This is a genomic window from Halomonas sp. HL-93 (assembly GCF_900086985.1).
GTDB lineage: Bacteria > Pseudomonadota > Gammaproteobacteria > Pseudomonadales > Halomonadaceae > Vreelandella.
The window spans coordinates 2,252,240-2,268,624 of record NZ_LT593974.1 but is presented as its reverse complement, the minus strand read 5'-3'; the positions used below and the strand labels follow the sequence as shown (position 1 = coordinate 2,268,624).

Annotated in this window: 18 protein-coding genes; 15 read left to right on the top strand and 3 right to left on the bottom strand. The window is 53.6% G+C overall.

The window, feature by feature from the left end; genetic code table 11:
• The first annotated feature begins 424 nt into the window (after nucleotides 1–424).
• Nucleotides 425–1,624: a GGDEF domain-containing protein gene (locus GA0071314_RS10530; protein ID WP_074396596.1), complete on the top strand. Its 1,200-nt coding sequence runs from the start codon at nucleotides 425–427 to the stop codon at nucleotides 1,622–1,624.
• A gap of 572 nt (nucleotides 1,625–2,196) precedes the next feature.
• Nucleotides 2,197–3,141 carry a calcium/sodium antiporter gene (locus tag GA0071314_RS10520; protein ID WP_074396595.1) on the top strand — a complete coding sequence of 315 codons (945 nt, stop codon included), beginning with the start codon at nucleotides 2,197–2,199 and terminating at the stop codon, nucleotides 3,139–3,141.
• Nucleotides 3,142–3,248: 107 nt separating this feature from the next.
• Here the strand turns inward: GA0071314_RS10520 and GA0071314_RS10515 are convergent, their stop codons facing one another.
• The 3 genes from GA0071314_RS10515 to GA0071314_RS10505 all read right to left on the bottom strand — a co-directional run bounded on the left by GA0071314_RS10515 (nucleotide 3,249) and on the right by GA0071314_RS10505 (nucleotide 5,743).
• On the bottom strand, nucleotides 3,249–4,016 hold the full coding sequence (locus GA0071314_RS10515) for a DUF2254 domain-containing protein (RefSeq protein WP_082934242.1): 768 nt from the start codon (nucleotides 4,014–4,016) through the stop codon (nucleotides 3,249–3,251).
• Nucleotides 4,017–4,036: 20 nt separating this feature from the next.
• A protein-coding gene (locus GA0071314_RS10510) for an IS3 family transposase (RefSeq protein WP_156524109.1) occupies nucleotides 4,037–5,157 on the bottom strand; the annotation gives its coding sequence in 2 pieces (ribosomal slippage) (nucleotides 4,037–4,899 and nucleotides 4,899–5,157; 1,122 coding nt in all).
• Between the two features lie 43 nt (nucleotides 5,158–5,200).
• Complete coding sequence (locus tag GA0071314_RS10505; protein WP_082934241.1) at nucleotides 5,201–5,743, bottom strand: DUF2254 family protein; 543 nt, start codon at nucleotides 5,741–5,743, stop codon at nucleotides 5,201–5,203.
• Between the two features lie 248 nt (nucleotides 5,744–5,991).
• On the opposite strand from GA0071314_RS10505, the gene GA0071314_RS10500 reads away from it, so the two are divergent.
• The 13 genes from GA0071314_RS10500 to GA0071314_RS10440 all read left to right on the top strand — a co-directional run bounded on the left by GA0071314_RS10500 (nucleotide 5,992) and on the right by GA0071314_RS10440 (nucleotide 16,360).
• Nucleotides 5,992–6,603 carry a LysE family translocator gene (locus GA0071314_RS10500; RefSeq protein ID WP_074396592.1) on the top strand — a complete coding sequence of 204 codons (612 nt, stop codon included), beginning with the start codon at nucleotides 5,992–5,994 and terminating at the stop codon, nucleotides 6,601–6,603.
• A gap of 47 nt (nucleotides 6,604–6,650) precedes the next feature.
• Nucleotides 6,651–7,067: a DUF2784 domain-containing protein gene (locus tag GA0071314_RS10495; protein WP_442905883.1), complete on the top strand. Its 417-nt coding sequence runs from the start codon at nucleotides 6,651–6,653 to the stop codon at nucleotides 7,065–7,067.
• Between the two features lie 47 nt (nucleotides 7,068–7,114).
• Nucleotides 7,115–8,485, top strand: coding sequence for a CHAD domain-containing protein (locus GA0071314_RS10490; RefSeq protein WP_074396590.1), 1,371 nt, complete (start codon nucleotides 7,115–7,117; stop codon nucleotides 8,483–8,485).
• Between the two features lie 72 nt (nucleotides 8,486–8,557).
• Complete coding sequence (locus tag GA0071314_RS10485; protein ID WP_027335531.1) at nucleotides 8,558–8,764, top strand: ParD-like family protein; 207 nt, start codon at nucleotides 8,558–8,560, stop codon at nucleotides 8,762–8,764.
• On the top strand, nucleotides 8,757–9,548 hold the full coding sequence (gene map / locus GA0071314_RS10480) for a type I methionyl aminopeptidase (RefSeq protein WP_074396589.1): 792 nt from the start codon (nucleotides 8,757–8,759) through the stop codon (nucleotides 9,546–9,548). The genes GA0071314_RS10485 and map overlap by 8 nt, the downstream gene beginning before the upstream one ends.
• 214 nt (nucleotides 9,549–9,762) lie before the next feature.
• Complete coding sequence (locus GA0071314_RS10475; protein ID WP_074396588.1) at nucleotides 9,763–11,109, top strand: S8 family serine peptidase; 1,347 nt, start codon at nucleotides 9,763–9,765, stop codon at nucleotides 11,107–11,109.
• A gap of 13 nt (nucleotides 11,110–11,122) precedes the next feature.
• Nucleotides 11,123–11,362 carry a hypothetical protein gene (locus GA0071314_RS10470; RefSeq protein ID WP_074396587.1) on the top strand — a complete coding sequence of 80 codons (240 nt, stop codon included), beginning with the start codon at nucleotides 11,123–11,125 and terminating at the stop codon, nucleotides 11,360–11,362.
• A 43-nt stretch (nucleotides 11,363–11,405) separates the two neighbouring features.
• Nucleotides 11,406–11,993, top strand: coding sequence for an O-methyltransferase (locus GA0071314_RS10465; protein ID WP_074396586.1), 588 nt, complete (start codon nucleotides 11,406–11,408; stop codon nucleotides 11,991–11,993).
• 91 nt (nucleotides 11,994–12,084) lie between these two features.
• Nucleotides 12,085–12,681, top strand: a complete 597-nt coding sequence (locus GA0071314_RS10460) for a LemA family protein (RefSeq protein WP_074396585.1) — start codon at nucleotides 12,085–12,087, stop codon at nucleotides 12,679–12,681.
• A 24-nt stretch (nucleotides 12,682–12,705) separates the two neighbouring features.
• On the top strand, nucleotides 12,706–14,664 hold the full coding sequence (locus GA0071314_RS10455) for a M48 family metallopeptidase (RefSeq protein ID WP_074396584.1): 1,959 nt from the start codon (nucleotides 12,706–12,708) through the stop codon (nucleotides 14,662–14,664).
• Nucleotides 14,665–14,742: 78 nt separating this feature from the next.
• Entirely contained in the window at nucleotides 14,743–15,246 is a 504-nt protein-coding gene (locus GA0071314_RS10450) for a GrpB family protein (protein WP_231896442.1), read from the top strand.
• 83 nt (nucleotides 15,247–15,329) lie between these two features.
• Complete coding sequence (locus GA0071314_RS10445) at nucleotides 15,330–15,965, top strand: LysE family translocator (protein WP_074396582.1); 636 nt, start codon at nucleotides 15,330–15,332, stop codon at nucleotides 15,963–15,965.
• 71 nt (nucleotides 15,966–16,036) lie between these two features.
• Complete coding sequence (locus GA0071314_RS10440; protein ID WP_231896441.1) at nucleotides 16,037–16,360, top strand: DUF1330 domain-containing protein; 324 nt, start codon at nucleotides 16,037–16,039, stop codon at nucleotides 16,358–16,360.
• The last annotated feature ends 25 nt before the right edge of the window (nucleotides 16,361–16,385 follow it).

Here is a 16,385-nt window from a genome sequence, read left to right as displayed (position 1 = left end):
ATGATGTTAGAGCATTTCCTAAAGCTCAATAAGGTGCAGAAAATTGAGCTCAATGAGTATAAAAACCATGAAGCCCGCGCACTACGTGTGCCGGACCTCATTCACTCGGCCGCTTATAACTGGCGTTATATCAGTGTCGTCTAAAAGCCCGCTTCTGGCCGCTAGCTTTCTGTACTATCACCGTAAAATCGCGCCCCAAAAAAGCACTCTCATCAGTGCCAAAGGATAGTAGCGCGCATCATTGACCGGTGGGTAAAATGTGCAAAACTGGCCCACGCGCATTCGGCTTTTGCAGTGTATCGTATGTAGAAATTAGGCGCGTATGATCACCTACATTGTTACTCCAGCGAGCCAATCAGATTGGCGGCCCTTGCTGCTTGCTGAACAATAAGAAATTGCCGCGTTACTCAGGGAGTTTGTGGCTTTGTCGTTACAAGATAAGCGGTATCAGGTGCATTGGCTAACGGGCCAGTTTTGCGATGTCGGCAGCGAGTTGATGTATCGCCGGTCTATCCTGGAAAGCGTGAGGTTTGAGTACAGCCTTGCCTTGAGCATCGCGGCATTAGTTTTTGGCATGTTTGCGATTTCAGACTATTACTTGCTGGGCCTCACCCGGGAGTTTTATCTGCTGCTGGCCATGCGCATTGTGGTGGTGAGCATGTGCCTTCTGGTGGCCTTTGCGATTAGGCGCTGGGAAGGGCGCACATACCGAGTCTGGTTGCACGCTTTGCCGCTATGGATACTGGCGACGGGTATCATTTTGATTGTTCCTTTGCGCCCTGAGAGCCTCCCTACTCAGGTAACAGCGGTTGTGGTCGCCACCATCGCATTCTATCTTCTGATTCCCAATCTGCTGACCGTCGTAACGTTTGCCAGCCTCTATTTGAATATTGGTTTTATGATCGCTGCCGTGCTGTTTGCGCAGATTGGATCAGTAGGGACGGTTCGCATAGCGCTGTTATTGATTATGACCAATGTAGTGGGGTTCTGTGCCTTGCTGCGATTGGAAAGCCTGCAGCGCAAGCAGTATGCATTGCTTCATGAAGAGCGTGATCAAAACCACCAACTTCACAAGGAAATCGCGCATCGGAGATCGCTGGAAGAGCAGCTTCGGGTGGTCGCCGAGCGGGATGCGCTGACGGGGCTTAATAATCGCGGCCATTTCATGAGCCTGGCCGAAGCGCTATTACAGCGATCACAATTGGAAAAGGTGCCGTTTGGGTTTTTCATGATCGATGTGGACCATTTTAAGAGAATCAACGATACCTGGGGCCACAGTCACGGCGACTGGGTTTTAGCCAAGATTGCGGAGGTTTGTGCGCAATCGCTCCGCCCCACGGATGTGATAGGGCGTTTCGGAGGTGAAGAATTTGTGGTGGCCCTTCCGAATACCGGCCCTGATGACGCTCAGGTTGTGGCGGAGCGCTTGAAAAAGGAGGTGGCAGAGCTGCCGTTAAAGGAAGAAATGGGGGTGCTATGCCCAAGCGTAACTATCGGTATCGCTGTAGCAAACGCTGAGGAAGTCGACCTCGAATCCCTAATCACGCGAGCGGATCAGATGCTTTACGATGGTAAGCGTGGCGGTAGGAACCGGGTGGTAATGTGCCACAAGGGAGTGGAATAGGTTGAGGGATTGGCAATAGTTATCCAGCAGGCTGAACTTCGCTCTTGGCCGAATAAAGGCAGCCTCGTTTAGACTGTTATTTGACGACATCAAACTTCCGTCTGCTCTGCCATTTCCAAAGCATCATCTACCTCTATCCCAAGGTATCTGACAGGGCTTTCAAGCTTCGTATGATCCAGGAGCAGTTGCATCGCTCTCAAATTTATCGTGCGGCTGTAAATCAGCGAAGCTTTGGTGCGACGCATTGTGTGCGTGCCATAGATCGATGCAAGTAGAGCCGTTTATTGCATGATACTCCATCGAGTAGAGGTCAATGAATGACTCAAATCATGCTTACGTTGTGCTAAGGTTGTTAAAAGTCGCTGCTTGACGCTGATCGGCTATGGCATCAACAACAGTAGCCTTTTTATCAGTATCATGAAGCACAAGCGCTGATTGGCATTTTTACGCTGAATTTTAATAAATTTATACGTTTCTAGTGACTAGACCGCTAGCGTGCAGCATAAAGTTATGACTGTTCGTAGTCGTCGAGCATACATAAATAATATTTGTTCAAGCGGATAGGTAAAAAGATGATCACTGACTATGTATTTATTGTCTTTTCACTTGTGCTGCTCTTCGTTGGTGCCGAGGGGCTTGTCAGAGGAAGCACTACACTGGCGTTGCGAGCTGGGCTAAGCCCCTTGATAGTGGGACTGACGGTTGTAGCGTTTGGTACCAGTTCGCCAGAATTGGTCGTAAGCGTCAAAGCGGGTCTTTCGCAGCAAGGTGATATCGCAGTTGGGAACGTAGTGGGTTCGAATATCTTTAATATCGCTTTTATTCTCGGTCTAACGGCTCTGGTATGTCCGATTCCTGTTCATCGGAAAATCATTAAAATAGACGCACCCATTGCCCTCGGGGTGGCCCTTATATTGGTATTTTTCCTATTGGATCAGGCGCTAGGTCGTTTTGAGGGCGGACTACTATTCGTGGGAATTGTCGCGTACACCTGGGTGAATGTTGTCCTGGCTCGCAAAGAAACAACCACTATTGCTACCCCGAGCGATCCGTTAACACCAGTAGTTTCGCGGCATTGGATAGTAGATATTTTATTCATCTTAGGCGGTCTTGCAGTGCTGGTGATTGGGTCTAGTCTGCTGGTGGAGCATTCCATCAACTTGGCCAAGGACTTCGGGGTAAGTGATGCAGTTATTGGGCTAACTATTGTGGCTGCAGGCACCAGCATGCCGGAATTGGCTACCTCTATTGTTGCTGCTTTCCGTAAGCAACCCGATATCGCGATAGGCAATATTGTTGGTTCAAATATATTCAATATTCTTGGGATACTGGGTCTATCATCGCTTATCTCACCGTTAAGCGCGGCAGGTATATCGACACTGGATTATGCGACAATGATTGTGTTCACAGTCATACTAATTCCCTTACTCTATACGGGGCGGCTTCTTCATCGACTTGAGGGTGGTTTGCTTCTCTTTCTTTACGGAGCTTATATCTTTGCTCTGTGGCCCGCGTAGGAGACAAACAAAGCTATGAGCAGCGATAAAGATTCCGTTATGGAATAGCGGTTGTGTAGATTTTTTTATGGCACATCCGATAACACGGATAAACTGTTGTTCTGCTTTTACACAGCCGAAAACTCAGCAGTTTTGCGCACCGCATCGATATCATCCTGAAGCGACATGACGCTTTCTGAACGGGCCAGTGCCCTCCTTGAATGTTTTTTGGCGGCCGTCGCCATCGCCTGGTCATCTGCCGCGGCCAACGCACACAGCGCTTTCTGCAATCGAATTGAAACCTCAATCGTACCCGCGCCGTCACGGGCAATGGCTGTAAAGGCATCGTCAAACAGATCGTCGATCACCAGTTCTGGAACTGATATACGGTCATAGGTGATCGCCTGTAATTCGTCTTTATCAATGGGGGACTGCCAAAGTGTAAACAGTCGCACCAGTGTGCCAATGACGTTGATCGCGGTTCCCGGATCATTGATGCCCGGCGACAGCGCTTTGTCGGCAATTTCGGACAACGCAAGAAGCCCGAAACGTGGATCATCTTCAAAGGTACGGCTTGAGCCAATCGTGAAGGCGCTGGAGAACGCCTCGGTCTCAAGCGTCGTGCCTGGTTGAGTGTCGCCCACGATGGAAAGCAGCGGGAAGTGCGTATGCACAAAGGTGCCCGGCAGAGCCGCTACCGTCACGCGGCAGTCGTGCGCTTCAGCGCAGGATTGTAATGTTTCCAGGTCGATATGCTGGACATAGCCCACTTTTGAAGAACACACATGGACGCCCTTGTGAGCAGCCTGATGCGGGGAAGCTGTCAAAGCGCCGAGCGAAGGCGCATGTCGGCGACGGTTCAGTGCGTCGCCTGCGGCTTTTTCCGCTTTCTCAATGGTACGACGTCACCCCATCTTCAGTAGCACCCGGGTTTAGAGTCAGAAATAACTTTATCGTGTTTTACCACCAGTTGCTCGGCATAGGCTGACGGTGTCAGCCCTCCAAGACTCTTCTTCGGTCTTTCTTCGTTGTACTCCCGCCGCCATGCCTCGATGACAACCTGGGCGTGTTGAAGGCTGGTGAACCAATGCTCATTTAGGCATTCATCTCGAAAGCGCCCATTGAACGATTCGATGTAGGCGTTTTGGTTGGGTTTTCCAGGTTCGATTAAAAACAGGGCAACGCCACGTAGATGCGCCCATGACAGCATGGCGCGCCCACAGAACTCCTTTCCATTATCCGTACGAATGGCGCTCGGTCGGCCACGTTGTAGGGCCAGGTGATCCAGAATACGTGTTAAAAACAGTCCGCTAATGGCACGTTCAGGCACGATCGCCACGGCTTCATGGGTGGCGTCATCGACAACCGTGAGGCTCTTTATCACTCGTCCGTCTGCCGTCCGGTCAAACACAAAATCCATTGACCAGACCTGATTGGCACCCCCAGGGCGACCAAGTGGCTTTCGCTCAGACATGGGAACCTTCTTGCGCTTGCGACGCTTCACCTGCAAGCGAGCTTCCGCATACAGACGCTCAACACGCTTGTGATTGACCGGCTCTCCGGCCTGACGCAGCTTCAGGTAGATCATGCCAGCGCCATAGCGACGATGCCGGTGTGCCAAGGCAACAATGCGTTCACGCAATGTCTCATTGCGGTCAGGGGCTGGCTGGTAGCGCAATGCACTGGCACTCATACGAATGACACGGAGCGCTCTGCGCTCACTCAGGCCACGTGACACCATAAAGCGCACCACGTCTCGGCGTGCCGGGGCGCTCACCACTTTTTTCTCAGCGCCTCGCGAGTGACCTCCATCTCCAGTAGCGACTCCGCGAGCAGCTTTTTCAAGCGTCCATTTTCGGCTTCGAGTTCTTTGAGTCGCTTGGCATCGGGGACGCTCATGCCGCCAAACTTGCTCCGCCATAGATAGTAACTGGCTTCTGAGAAACCGTGCCGACGGCATAGCTCTTTGATGGGCAGTCCCGCTTCGGCTTCGGCCAAGAAGCCAATGATCTGTTCTTCGCTGAAACGCTTCTTCATGTCCAATCTCCTTACCCATAGGATCGGACTCTAAAGTGTAGCGCTACTCAATCAGGGGGTGACGTCGGGTATTCAACACTTTGCCCAGCCGGGCGATTCTGTCCACCCAGCGAACGAACGTGATGATGACAATGGCAAACACCAAAAGCGTCAGAGCGAAGATGGCAAACCGGCCTGCAGCGTCAAACATGTCGTTCTTGAGGGTTATAAGGGACACAATACTGAAAATGAAGGCGCCAATAAACGCAGACAATGCGTTCTGGGTGACGTCATCGGCGATAACCAGCGGTATGGAGCGGGGAGTGGCCCCGGTGCTGGCAGAGGCGTAGGCGGCCACCATGGACCCCACCGCAAATGTCGCAATCACCAGCATGCTGGACGCCATGATGGTCAGTAGCGATTCGACAGACTCCAGGGTGATATCGGGCAGCACACTAGATAGCCCCATATCGTCAGCGAGCATGGCGATGAAGGTGCCACCAATAGAAAGCACGCAAAGCATCAGTGGCTTGACCCACAGACGCTCGTTCAGCCGACTGAAAGCAAAGCGCAGCCTGTCCAGGGTGAACCGCTTTGATTGAGCCATAGTGCCATCCTCTGTGGTTTGGCTCAGAACCCTGAGGCCAGCTGGTGGAGCTCTCCGGTAAACCGGTTTGTAGAGAGTGTACGCTCTCCCGAGATGCACAGGAACACAACGAGCGACGCATAAGCCAGTCGCAGCCGCGCTGTCGAAAAGTGCATTTCATCGGCTAGTTGTGTAAGGATTGCCCCATAGCAGGCAGCGGTCGCTGGTATTTTGTGGGCGCGTGTCAGCGGGCATCCAGGAGAGATTCAATGCAGTTCGATATGTGGTTTATCTATCTCGTCAGCTGTGTCGGCTTGTCGCTGTCGCCAGGTCCCAATGGGCTTCTCGCGCTGACGCATGGGGTGCTTCACGGAAGTCGCAAGACGCTGTTTACTATTTCAGGCGGCGCAATAGGCTTTGTCATCGTTATCGCCCTTTGCATGTTTGGTATTGGGGCACTGATCAAGTCGTCGGTTATGTGGCTTTCCATTCTGAAGTGGGTAGGGGGCGCGTATCTCGTTTGGCTTGGCATTCAGGTATGGCGCTCACCGCCAATTTCCACGACAGCGCATCCTGACGAAATGGTGACCAGTGGTTGGTCGCTTTTTCGCCAGGGGGCGCTTGCGTCGATTACCAATCCCAAAGTGTTGCTGTTCTTTAGCGCCTTCTTACCGCAATTCCTTGACCCGCAAAACAGCCTAGTGCACCAGTTTGTCATTATGGCGGCGACCTTTGTGATGACGGAATTTTTGGCAGAGTTCATTCTGGCAAGCGCCGCTAGCCGTATTCGGCATTGGTTAGAACGGGCCGGGCGAGGGTTTAATCGCGTTTGCGGGGGAGTGTTCATGGCCATTGGCGCAGCGCTGCCGTTACGGGCTTGAAACGTCAGTGGGCAAGCTTTGCAGACAGATAAGCCACGCCGAGGTGAATGATGATGTCCGAACAGTGGCTATTGCTGCTTTTAGCCGACGCCATGTTAATTATTCACGTGCTGTTTGTGGCCTTCGTTGTGCTCGGCCTGTTCGCCGTATTCGCAGGGTATTTTCTGAAATGGCGTTGGGTGCGCAATAGAGTGTTCCGTATCGTTCATCTATGTGCCATTGGTTATGTGGTGATGCAATCCTGGTTGGGCGCCGTCTGCCCGCTGACCACCTGGGAAATGGCGCTTAGAGCCGAAGCGGGCGCGGCTACTTATACCGGGTCGTTTATTCAGCATTGGCTACACAGCCTGCTTTACTACAGCGCGCCGGAATGGGTGTTTGTGGTGGGTTACAGCGTGTTTGGTGGCTTGGTGCTGGCGAGCTGGTGGGTGGTGCGGCCCCATCGGCGTGTTCGTCCGCGCTAGGGTGTGTACTAGACTACCTTTATCAAGTCGCGATAGGGAGTCAAGACATGCGCCACCTATTCGTGATGCGCCACGCCAAGGCCAAACAGCCCAGCGGCGATATGGCCGACCACCAAAGGCCTTTGCGCAAGCGAGGAAAACGCCAGGCCGCGGCGATGGCGCCGGTGCTGCAGCGCTGGCAAGCGTTGGAAGGCGAGGTTTACGTCAGCACGTCGGCGCGCACACGGGCGACGTTCGACGAAATTGCCGGGCGGCTGCCTGACCGCCCCATGGCGAACCAAGTGCACTTCGATGAAGCCCTTTACACCTTTGAGGGCGACGCACTGCTGGCCTGGCTGAAGGCGCTGCCGGAGGGAGCCGAGCGGGTATTGATAATCGGCCATAATCCGGCGCTGGTGGAGCTTGCCCGTTGGCTCGATAAAGCCTCGCCGACGAAGCTGTCCACCGCCAGCGTGCTGCATTTCACGCTGCCGCAAACGCCCTGGTCGGCCATGGAGCAGGGCGGCGCGACGCTGGTGGGGAGCCTTAGCCCGGAAGCCGCGAGTTATCCGCTGTTCAAGCGTCGGGCGCCCAAGTCGCCTGACCCTAAAAACGATATGGCGACACGAACCCGCGCCATGCTTGCGCACCAGTGCTGGATGATCAAGGCGCTGGAGCCCGGGGTCATCGCGGGGGAGGATCCCGAGTTTCTGCACCAGTACCGGGTAAACCTGCGTCGCAGCCGGGCGGTGGGCGAATCCCTGCGTTCCGTTACCAAGGTGCCGGGGCTCAAGAAGCAGCTCAAGGCGCTCAAGCACCGTGCCCGGGCGACCAGTGACCTTCGCGATCTGGACGTGTTTTTGGAGGATCTGGGCAATCTCTCACCGCCGCTTTCCGCCAATACTCGTAAGGACCTTCAACAATGGCTTCAGGCTTGCCGTGCGGAGCAGCATAACGCGGTATGCCAGCTGTTGAGAGCACCTGAATATGCCGAGCAGTTGCAGAACTGGCAGGCGTTTATTGCCTCCGATGAGGTTAAGAAGGCGCTGTCTAAGCTCACGCCAAAGCGTATCAAAGCAGTACTGGATAAACGTATCGCCCGCCATGATGACGATCTGGCGGCACTCTCGTCCGACGCCTCTGATACTGCCTTGCATGAGCTTCGTAAAGGTTTAAAGCGCATCCGCTATCTTGCCGACCTGAATCCGGAGACGCCCAAACCCTTTCTATCTGAATTGAAGCATCGCCAGCGCCTGCTCGGTGACTTTCAAGATTTGTGTACTCGCCAAGCCTGGTTGGATGCTTTCTGCGCCAGTTCCGATAATGACTCGCAGCAGAAGCAGGAGTGCAGCCAATGGCGCGCTTCGCTAGAACAGCCAAAGCAGAAACTGCGCGAGGAGATCCTTGCGTTTGTGCCACTGGTCAACGTTGCCTCATAGCCTTGCCAGCAGAAGATAGCCAATATACGATTCGTATATATAATATATTCACTTCATATATTGGGTGGTGTCATGGGTATCGTTAAGATCAATGATCAGTTGCATGAAGATATTCGCAAAGCGAGCGCCGTCATGGTGCGCTCTATCAATGCGCAAGCCGAGTATTGGATCAAAATAGGCATGCTCGCCGAGGCCAACCCAACCATGACGTTCTCTGAGATTATGCGCGAGCAAATGAAACAAGCCGATGTGGATGTAAGGAAGGTTGTCGGTGCCTAGTGTGATCCTGAAAAGTGAACAGGAACTGCGTGTAATGCGTGAAGCCGGGCGCCTACTCGCTTTGGTTTTCAGCTATCTGGACAAGCACATAGTGCCCGGCGTATCCACCATGGATATCAATCATTGGGCCGAACGCTATATCGTGGATGATTTGCAGGCACGCCCGGCGAGCAAGGGACAATACGATTATCAATTTGTGCTGAATGCGTCAGTCAACCATGTGGTTTGTCACGGCATACCATCGGAAAAGCAAACGCTTAAGTCAGGCGATATCGTCAATGTCGACATTACCCTTGAGAAGGGCGGATTTATTGCCGATTCCAGCAAGATGTACCTTATCGGCGATGTAAAACCCTATGCAAAGCGCTTGGTCGATAAAACCTACGAGGCCCTATGGAAAGGCATACAAGCGGTTAGGCCAGGCGCAACACTGGGCGATGTCGGCCATGCGATCCAGCACCATGCTGAAAAGCACGGTTATTCCATTGTCCGGGAGTATTGCGGCCACGGCATTGGCCGGGAAATGCATGAAGAGCCTCAGGTGCTGCATTATGGGCAGAGAGGCAAAGGGTTGGTTTTAAAAGAAGGCATGGTGTTTACCATCGAACCCATGATTAACCAGGGAAAGGCCAAGATTAAAACCAAGAAGGATGGATGGACGGTAGTGACCAGCGACAAGAAATTGTCTGCTCAGTGGGAGCATACGGTTGCGGTCACATCCTCTGGCTTCGAAGTGCTCACGCTGCGCGATGAGGAGCGTATTGAACCCGTATCTCATCAATAGTCGCAAGTACCCCGTTGCCTACCTTTAGTTAGCTGGCTGGACGACCAGTATTGCTTTGCATTTAGCTTAACGCCTGCATGGCCAGACACTCATCTGGCGAAGTTCATTAGCTGCGTTAAGCTGAAATGACCGGGTGTCTGTATAGCTATGTGAAGTTTTATGGCTAAGCGCCTGAACAGCAACGTTTTAAAGCCAAATGAAAAGGAGGTCGACGATGGCTAAAAAACCGAAAGGTAGCGGCAGCGGTGCATCTTCGGGTCTGAGTGAGTCACTCAACTCGGTTTCCTGCAGCACCGAGAAACTCCTGCTGGCGGCAATGGAGCGTGGCGGCAGTTGCCTCGAAACGGGGCGCTTCCTGATCAGCTACCGCGAAGGGCGAGTGGAAGAGGGCGTCAAGGCGCTGAAGGCACAAAACTTTCGGGTGGCCGATGCCCGTGACTTTGCCGATCAGGCGGTCAGCCTGGAAGACGCCGGGGATGCCGAGGCGATGGTATTCCCGGAGCTTGGCGTCGCGCTCGTTGGTGGTGATGCCCTACAGCAGCATGGCATGAGTGTTTTTGATGAGATCTCCGCGGAAGGCCCGATAGAAATTATCGAGCCTGAGTATTTTGCGTTTTCAGACAGCTCTGATTCTAAGAACTATGACTCTAAAAACTCGGAGTACCTGCGGGGCTTTCTGCGGGCAGCGAGTGTCATCGCTCGCGATCTCGGGGTTGATCTTGATCATGACGAAAGCGACGAAGCGCGTGTAGCAGAAGAGATGGAGGTGACGTGGGGGTTGGCCCAGTGCAAGGTGCCGCAAAGTAGCTGCACTGGCGCAGGTATTAAGGTGGCTGTGCTTGATACCGGGATGGATCTTGGCCACCCGGATTTCGCTGACCGGGAGTTCGTTACGCGCTCATTCGTCGGGGAGCCGGTTCAGGATATCAATGGACACGGAACGCACTGTATCGGCACCGCCTGCGGCCCAAAGGTGCCCGATGGAAACACCCAGCGTTATGGTATTGCGTATGAGGCGCAGGTATTCGTTGGCAAGGTATTGACCAACTCCGGCAGCAGCACAGGGGCGGGCGTACTTGCAGGCTTGAACTGGGCGATTGCCCAGCGCTGCGAAGTGATCTCAATGTCGCTCGGCAGTCAGAGCCCGGTACAGGCCGCCTACACCCATGCTGGCGAGGCGGCGCTGCGTAATGGCTGCCTGATTATCGCCGCCGCAGGCAATGCCTCTGCACGCACTGGCTCGCCCGCCAACTCGCCTACCGTTATGTCCGTGGCGTCTCTCGATGAGAACCTGAAGCCTTCCCGTTTTTCCAACCATGGCAAAATCGAGATTGCCGCGCCGGGGCGGGATATTTTTTCTTCCTGGCCACGGCCGAGTCGTCATAAAACGATTAGCGGCACCAGTATGGCAGCGCCTCACGTGGCAGGCTGCGCGGCTCTTTGGGCGCAGTCTGACTCGTCACTGCGCGGGATGAAGCTGTGGCAACAGTTGGTGGCGTCGGTGCAAGCGCTGCCATCGCGTGAATCCCGCATCGGTGCCGGATTGGTACAAGCGCCCTAAGAGAGGATGATCGATGCCGAAAATAGCGCTATGGATAATTACGATTTCTAACGATCAATCGATCAATGACATCGCCACACGCCTTAGTGAGGAGGGGTTGACCGTTAAGGAGATCCTCGAGGAAATCGGGTGTATTACCGGGTCGGCAGATGAGATCACGGCTGAGCGGCTGAAAAGGGTCAAAGGGGTGGTGGATATTGCCCCTGATATGCAGATTGATGTGGGGCCGCCGGGCTCTGAAGAGACCTGGTAATACCGTTGACTATTTGCCAAGAACTGGGTGAAAGGAGGGTGGTTTGGACGAGTCATTACAGGCGCTGTTAGCAGAATTAGAGCAATTTGGTCAGGAAAACGATGCCGCCATCGCCGACCGCCCACGGCGAATGCTAAATATTACCCGCGATACCGGGGAGTTTCTTGCGGTGCTAATCCAAGCAACCAATGCGCAACGTGTGCTGGAGATTGGCACCTCCAACGGGTATTCCACCTTATGGCTGGCGCAAGCGGCGCAAAAGGTAGGCGGGCACGTCACGACGATTGAACAATCCGAGTTCAAGCTTGAATTGGCGGCCAAAAATTTTGAGCGTTCAGGGCTTTCTGATGCTATTACCCAACTTCGCGGGGAGGCGGGCGGCCTGCTTGACAGCATGCTAGACGCCAACGCTGATTTGATTTTCCTAGATTCCAAACGCTCTGAGTATGAGCGCTGGTGGCCAACCATCAAGCGTGTACTGAAAAAGGGAGGTCTTCTCGTGGTCGATAACGCTACTTCCCACGCTGACGAGATGAGGCCCTTTATAGCGCTGGTATCGGGAGATGCGCATGTCACTGCCTGCACAGTCCCTGTCGGGAATGGGCAGTTTTTGGCAACGCTGTGGGGTTAGTTCGGCTTCATAAATGCCTACGCTAATACACGGAAACCGCTTAGATGGTACTCTTTTTCTTATTCCCAACAGCCTACTACAAGGAAAGACCATGGCGATTACTCTTATCATCATCGTCGCGATACTTGCCGTTATCGCGTTTTACGTCATCGGTATCTATAACCGACTTGTTTCGCTGAAAAACCGCTTTGAGAACGCCTTTGCTCAAATTGAAGTGCAACTCAAGCGACGCCACGACCTGATTCCTAACCTCGTAGAGACCGCCAAGGGTTACCTAAGCCACGAGCGGGAAACGTTGCAGGCGGTAACTGAAGCCCGTAATACCGCAGTATCCGGGCTTAAGGCTGCCTCTGAAAACCCTGGCAGCGCTAAGGCCATTGCTGACCTGGGAGGTGCTGAGGGTGCGCTTTCGCAGGCGATGGGGCGTCTCAACGTGGTGATGGAGGCCTATCCGGATTTGAAAGCCTCAGAAAACATGCAGCAATTGTCAGAAGAGCTCACCAGCACTGAAAACAAGGTGGCCTTTGCACGACAGGCATTCAATGACGCGGTGATGCAATACAACACCTATCGGCAAAGTTTTCCCCCGGTGGCGGTAGCCGGCCTGTTTGGGCATGGTGAAGATGCTTCCCTGTTAGAGTTCGAAGACAGCGCCGAGATTCAAGCAGCGCCGACGGTGTCGTTCTAAGTTTTTAATCAGGGAAGGCGAGACATGGATTTTTTTACTGCTCAAGATCAAGCTCGGCGCAAAACCGGGCGTTTGGTAGTACTGTTCGTTTTGGCGGTGCTGACCCTGATTATCGTGGCAACGCTGGCGATTGCTATCACACTCCAATTGATGGATGGGGGCCAATCGGCAGGGCAAACTAATCTAGATGCGCAGGGAATGTTATCAGCGCTATCGATTGAACTTGTGGCGGGTGTGGCGATTGCCGTGCTAGTCGTGGTGGTGCTGGGCGGTCTATTCAAACAACATCAATTACGTCGTGGTGGCCGAGCGGTAGCGGAAGCACTTGGCGGACGCGAGATCAACCTAAATACCCGCGATGCAGACGAGCGGCGTATTCTCAATGTGGTTGAAGAGATGGCCATTGCCTCAGGCACATCAGTGCCCTCCGTTTTTGTATTGGAGGAAGAGAGCATCAATGCCTTCGCCGCAGGTCATCGGCCCAGTAATGCCGTGATCGGTATCACACGTGGCGCCATTCGCAACCTGACCAGGGAAGAGCTACAGGGCGTCGTGGCCCATGAGTTTAGCCATATTCTGCATGGCGATATGCGGCTGAATATGCGTCTAATCAGTGTGCTGCATGGCATTCTGGTGATTGGTCTATTGGGCGGTACCATACTGCGCAGCATGCGTTTTCGGCGGATTGGCGGTGGCAAACGCGACAACTCAGGGGCGGTCATTTTAGCACTGGGAGGGGTGCTAATGCTGATCGGTTACGCAGGGACCTTCTTTGGCAATGTGATCAAATCAGCCGTCAGCCGTCAGCGCGAATATCTCGCAGATGCCTCTGCGGTGCAGTTTACCCGCAACCCCCAAGGGATAGGTAATGCGCTGGTGAAGATCGGCGCGCATGCGCAAGGCTCTAACCTGCAGGCCGCTCAAGCAGCGGAATTCAGCCACCTTTTCTTTGGTCAGGGTGTGCGGCTGGGGTTTACTCAAATGATGGCTACCCACCCGCCGTTAAAGGACCGCATTGAGCGGGTCATGCCTGGCTGGGATGGTCGCTTTGAGGCTGCCTTGCTTGGGCAGCAGGCCGAGCACGAAAAACCTGAAGAGCGCGAAATACCTGATTCAGGTGAAAAGGTGGCGCACGCAAGCCCCGGGCGTAACGCGGAAACGCTGGCCGCGGTTTTGACCGGCGCTTCTGCGCAAACCGCGATTACTGCTATGGGGCAGCCCGACCAACGCCACATCGAAAAGGCCCAGTCAACGTTACACGCATTGCCAAGTCGGATTAAAACTGCTGTCCATGAGCCCTACGCAGCGCGTGCCATCATCTATGCGCTGCTGCTTAGCGAGGACCAGGAGGAGCGTGAGCATCAGCTAGAGGCGCTGCAACAAATTGCGCTGCCGGATGTTTACCGAGTGCTGATGGACTATGGTCCTGAAATACAGAGATTAGAGGTAGAGTTACGCTTACCGCTGATCGAGTTGGTGCTGCCAGCGTTACAGTCGCTTTCGACAGAGCAGGCCCAGCACTTTCGCTTCTGTATGGAACGGCTGATTGAGGCGGATGGTCATGTCAGCCTGTTGGAGTGGACGCTGTATCAGCTGTTACTGAACAACTTGAACGAACAGGATAACAAACCCGCAAACCTGCAATTGAACGATTTGCAGCGAGAGTGTCAGTTGCTCCTTACAGTGCTGGCTGCCGCCGGTCAGCATGACCCAGAAGAGATCAGTGCCGCGCTCAATGCTGCTGAAAACGAGCTGCCGTTCGCATTAGCTGCCACTGACGATGTAAGCGATATGCGTGCGCTAAGTTTAGCGGTTGAACGCTTGCGGCGTTTAAAGCCCATGCAGAAGCCCGCGTTGCTACAAGCCATGGCGCGCTGCATTGAGCATAGTGGGCAAATTCGCCCTGCTGAGGCCGAGTTGTTTCGTGCTATGGCAGATATTCTCGACTGCCCCATGCCGCCACTATTAGCAGATGAATCGTAAGCAGAAATTCGCGACGCAGGGGGAATTAAGCTCATGGATGAAGCCGCGTCTTTAAACCGAGCGATTCATGAGAAGGTCATGCTGTGCACATATGACGCTTCGTGGCCAACTCTGTTCGATCAGGAGCGTGACCGACTGCTTGACTTGTTTCCAGGCGAGTTTTTGGCGATAGAACATATCGGTAGTACCGCGGTACCCGGGCTTTCGGCTAAGCCAATAATCGATATTCTAGCGGGCGTAGACTCAATGTCCCGGGCCGATGACTTAATGGAGCCTTTATGCAGTGCCAACTATGCCACATCCATGGAGTACAACGCTTCTTTGGTGGGGCGGCGTTGGTTAATGCGATGGGCTGAGGGCCGTAGGACGCATCACCTGCATCTGATGGTATATGGCAGCGACGAGTGGCATCGCCGATTGGCTTTTCGCAATAGACTGCGCGTTGATGCTGAGCTGGCGCAGCAATATGAGAAAAAGAAGCGCCTGTGGGCGGCGGAATTTGCGTCAGATAGAGAAGCTTATACGGCAGCTAAGGGAGATTTTATTCGCAAAGCATTGGAAATTGTCGATAAGCCGCTGTAGCGAGGCAATGTTCTGGCATAGCGATTTTTCTAGATTTTGACTCTATTCATATATTGGCAGTCGAGAAATAAAGGAACGTAACGATGTTTGATTACTCGCTGTATCACTGGATGACGTTTTTATCTGCGGCTGTGCTTCTAAATCTTTCACCAGGGCCGGATATTGCCTACATATTAGGGCAAACATTACGCAGCGGGCGTCAGCATGGGGTTGCCGCTATGCTGGGTATTTGGACGGGAGCGGCGCTGCATGTAGTGATGGCCGCCATAGGGCTTTCAGCCATACTGGCAACCTCCGCATTGGCTTTTTCAATTGTTAAATGGGTTGGCGCGGCCTATCTGATTTGGCTCGGCATAAAAATGCTGCTGTCACGGGGCGATCAATTTATTGCAGCGGAAAAGCAGCGCCACAAGCGCCTATCTTCGGTTTACTGGCAGGGGATGCTGGTGTCAGCATTAAATCCCAAAGTGGCCGTCTTCTTCCTGGCTTTCTTGCCGCAATTTATCGTGGAAGGCGCAGGCCCTGCCCAGGCGCAGCTTTTATTACATGGCAGCCTGATTATTGTGGTGGCGGCGCTCGTAGAACCTCCGTTGGTGATGGCGGGTGCAAAACTGGGTGCTTGGCTGAACAGAAAACCACGCGTGGGTTTATGGATGGACAGAAGTTTAGGGGCGCTGTTCGTCGCTTTAGGCGCGCGGCTAGCGGCCAGTGCCAAGTAGGTTCGTTGCTCGAGTTTTGTTCTAGGCTTTCACTACTCAAGAAACTATTTCCGTATAACCAAGGGGAGGTGATGATGCCCGCCTATGCAGTTGCTCTCATTCGAGAAACCCGGTTCGATCCCGAGATTAAACAATATTTAGAGGGTATCGATGCAACGCTCGCTCCTTTCGCGGGTAAATACATCGTGCATGGTGGGCCATACACGCCGCTTGAAGGAGCTTGGGCTGGCGATATGGTTGTCATTGAGTTTCCATCAATGGAACAAGCGCAAGGCTGGTATGACTCGGCTGCTTATAAAGCGATCCGACCATTTCGCACCCGCCATACCGAAGGTGATGTGCTGTTAGTCCAAGGCGTGCCTGAAGGGCATAAAGGTGCGGACATCCTGAGCTAGCGATCTCCGCACTTAACAATAACGG